Below are 3,213 nucleotides of genomic sequence, written 5' to 3'. Positions count from 1 at the left end.
CGGGCGCGACCGGGCGGGATCGCCCGGGCCCCCAGGGCTGATCGTCGCTCATCGCCTGGTCAGTCGAATCGCGCGGTCAGCGCCGAGTCGCCAGAGCGTGCTCGGCCGCCTCGACGACATTGGTCAACAACATGGCCCGGGTCATCGGCCCGACGCCCCCGGGATTCGGGCTGACCCAGCCGGCCACCTCGCGCACCTGCGGGTGCACGTCCCCGGCAACCACCTTCGTGCCGTCCTCGGCGACGATCCGGCTCACGCCCACATCGAGCACCGCGGCCCCGGGCGCGACCATGTCCGGCGTCACCATGTGCGGCACGCCGGCGGCGGCCACGATGATGTCGGCTCGGCTTAGCTCGGCCGCCAAATCCTTGGTGCCCGTATGACAGGTCACGACCGTCGCGTTCTCGCTGCGGCGCGTGAGCATCAGGCCCAGCGGACGTCCGACGGTGATCCCGCGGCCCACGACGGCGACGCGGGCACCCGCGATGGGCACGTCATACCGGCGCAGGAGCTCGATGCAGCCTTTCGGGGTGCACGGCAGTGGGGCGTCCTGGCCGAGAACCAGCCAGCCGAGATTCATCGGGTGCAGTCCGTCGACGTCCTTGCCCGGGTCGACCCGGGAAAGGATGGCGTTCTCGTCCAGGCCGGTCGGCTGTTGCACGAGGAAACCGGTGCACGCCGGGTCGGCGTTGAGCTCGTCGACGGCGGCGAGCACCTCGGCCAAGGACGTGCCCGCGGGCAGGTCACGCCGGATGCTCGCGATGCCGATCTCGTGACAGTCGCGGTGCTTGGCATTGACATACCACTGGCTGCCCGGGTCATCGCCGACCAGGATCGTGCCCAGGCCGGGGACCACCCCGTGCTCGGCCAGTGCCGCGACTCGCTGCGCCAGCTCGGTCTTGATCGAGGCCAGGATCGCCAGGCCGTCGAGAAGTTGCGCCGTCATACGGCGATCCTGACACACGGCGCACAAGGCGCCGACACGCCGACCAGGCGCGCCGGGGACGACAATGGGCCGATGCTGAGTCTGGAGAGCGCCAAGCACCTCGCGGCCGCCGGGATCATGTGGGATCCCCGGCCCGGCGATCGCTTCGTCATCGACAATGAGCAACTCCATCAGGACGTTTTCTGGATCAGTGACCTGACCGTCGAGGTCCACCACTACCAGGATCAGACCGTGCTCGGCTTCAACGGCACCACCGAATGGGCCCTGGACTCGGTGGATCTGGACCAGTCGATCTGGCTGCCGCGTGAGGACCAGTTGCGCGAGCTGATCGGCGACCGCCTGAACGCGCTGCTGCGCACCCCGGACGGCTGGGAGGTGCGCGTCAGCGGCGCACACGGCATCGACGTCCATACGGCGCCCGATGTCGAAGAGGCGTATGCCGCAGCCCTCCTCGCGATCGCCGACCCGGGCAGCTGACGGCTCACACCCCCCATCGACGCCCCGAGCGCCCAAGGCCGGAGCCAACCTGCCGTGACCACGGCGCGTCTCCACTGCATACGCACTCGGCCTCGGCACAGTGGTGCGTGGAAGGGAGCAGGGGGATATGACGACGGAGACGTCCAGGCGGCGAGCGATGCTCGCCGGCGGCGCGGCGCTGACCGCCGCGCTCGGTGGATGCGGGGGTGGGCTTGGGCCGGCGGCCACCCATGCCACGACACCGACTCACAAGCCCACGCCGGCGTCGCCGACAGCGACGCCGATCGGTGACGGCTCGACCTCCGACACCGGACCGCAGCCGAATCAACCCGTCCTACCTGACCTCGTCCCGGGTGTGGCACCACCGCAATTCGTCGTCATCTCGTGGGACGGCGGCGGCGAGACCGATGCCGCTCTGCTGACACGATTCCGCGCTGTCGCAAGGGAAATCGGCGCGAGTATGACGATCTTCCTCAGCGGGCTCTACACCCTGCGCGGGGTGGACGCCAAGGACTACCGGCCGCCGCGCAATGGCGTCGGCCGCTCCGACATCCCCTTCCTGTCTGATGCCTCGGTGCGCCGCACGATCGAAGGCATCGGCCAGGCCTGGCTCGAGGGCAACGAGATCGGCACCCACTTCAACGGCCACTTCTGCGGCGGCTCGGGCAGCGTGGCGAACTGGTCCCCCGACGACTGGCGCTCGGAGATCGACCAGGCGGTTTGGATGGTGACGCACTGGCGCTCGACCACCGGCTGGGCGGACGTCCCGTCGTTGCCCTTCGACTATCGCACCGAGTTGATCGGCGGCCGGACGCCGTGCCTGCTCGGCCAGCAGGGTCTGATCCCCACCGCGGCCACGCTGGGCTGGCGTTACGACAGTTCGACCGGCGGGCGGCAGGTGTGGCCGCGGCTCTTCGACGGCACCCAGGTGTGGAACATCCCGATGTCCATCGTGCCCTTCCCCGGCCACACCTTCGAGGTCATCGCCATGGACTACAACTACATGGCCAATCAGTCCGGCCCCCAGCCCGCCAAGGACCCGCGCCATTGGGTGAAGTGGGGCAAGGAGGCCCGGGCCGCACTGCTCGCCGGGCACGAACGCGCGCTGACGGGCAACCGCGCCCCGCTGATCATCGGCAACCACTTCGAGCAGTGGAACGGCGGCGTCTATATGGACGCCGTCGAGCAGGCGATGCGCACGATGGCTGCCGCCCCCGACACCCACCTGGTCAGCTTCAAACAACTGGTCCGCTGGCTCGATCGCCAGGACCCCATCCTGCTCAAGAGCCTGCAAGCGCTGGACGTCGGCGCCGCGCCCGCCGGCGGCTGGAGTGCCTTCGGGGTGGGTGACTAGCGGCCTCGTCCGGCCATGGGCGACGATGGGCTGATGACCGATCAGCTGACCATCCCCGCCCACTTCAACGGGCCACCCGAGTCGGCCAATGGCGGGTGGTTCGCCGGTCGCCTGGCCGGGGTCTTGCGCGCCGCAGACGCGGCGATCACGACCGTCACGGTCCGGTTGAGCGAGCCCCCGCCGCTCGACGTGCCAATGGACGTTGCCGTCGTTGACGGCGGAATAGAGTTGCGCGCGAAGGACGTTCGCGTGGCAACCGCTTCTGCAACTCCCGACCTATCCCCACCGGCGATCACCCCGGTCCCGTATGCCGTGGCCCTCGGCTGCGGCCCCGCCTACGAAGGTCTGGCGAAGCACCCCTTCCCCACGTGCTACTCCTGCGGCCCGGCCCGCGACGACGGGCTCGGCCTGCGGCCCGGGCGGGTGCCCGGCGGCG

The 3,213-nt window shown here is 70.0% G+C and carries 4 protein-coding genes; 3 read left to right on the top strand and 1 reads right to left on the bottom strand.

Annotated features, from left to right (window positions below; all coding sequences use genetic code 11):
• Window positions 1–76: 76 nt before the first annotated feature.
• The gene (locus tag PKH97_RS15345) at window positions 77–946 is read right to left on the bottom strand and encodes a bifunctional methylenetetrahydrofolate dehydrogenase/methenyltetrahydrofolate cyclohydrolase (RefSeq protein ID WP_324388471.1); all 870 of its coding nucleotides are present in this window, start codon (window positions 944–946) and stop codon (window positions 77–79) included.
• Window positions 947–1,018: 72 nt separating this feature from the next.
• On the opposite strand from PKH97_RS15345, the gene PKH97_RS15340 reads away from it, so the two are divergent.
• From PKH97_RS15340 to PKH97_RS15330, 3 genes are all read left to right on the top strand, one after another.
• Window positions 1,019–1,423 (top strand): hypothetical protein, encoded by a 405-nt coding sequence (locus PKH97_RS15340; protein WP_324388470.1) that lies wholly within the window; start codon window positions 1,019–1,021, stop codon window positions 1,421–1,423.
• A gap of 127 nt (window positions 1,424–1,550) precedes the next feature.
• On the top strand, window positions 1,551–2,777 hold the full coding sequence (locus PKH97_RS15335; protein WP_324388469.1) for a hypothetical protein: 1,227 nt from the start codon (window positions 1,551–1,553) through the stop codon (window positions 2,775–2,777).
• Window positions 2,778–2,810: 33 nt separating this feature from the next.
• Window positions 2,811–3,213: hypothetical protein (locus PKH97_RS15330; protein WP_324388467.1), on the top strand; the 403-nt coding region annotated here is incomplete at its 3' end.

Source organism: Nostocoides sp. (genome assembly GCF_035343835.1).
In the GTDB taxonomy this organism is placed as follows: Bacteria; Actinomycetota; Actinomycetes; order Actinomycetales; family Dermatophilaceae; genus Nostocoides_A; species Nostocoides_A vanveenii.
This window is presented reverse-complemented; position numbering and strand designations above follow the sequence as displayed.

Coding starts and splice junctions, on each gene's coding strand:
- PKH97_RS15340 (WP_324388470.1), top strand. CDS start 1,019: ATGCTGAGTCTGGAGAGCGCCAAGCACCTCGCGGCCGCCGGGATCATG.
- PKH97_RS15335 (WP_324388469.1), top strand. CDS start 1,551: ATGACGACGGAGACGTCCAGGCGGCGAGCGATGCTCGCCGGCGGCGCG.
- PKH97_RS15345 (WP_324388471.1), bottom strand. CDS start 946: ATGACGGCGCAACTTCTCGACGGCCTGGCGATCCTGGCCTCGATCAAG.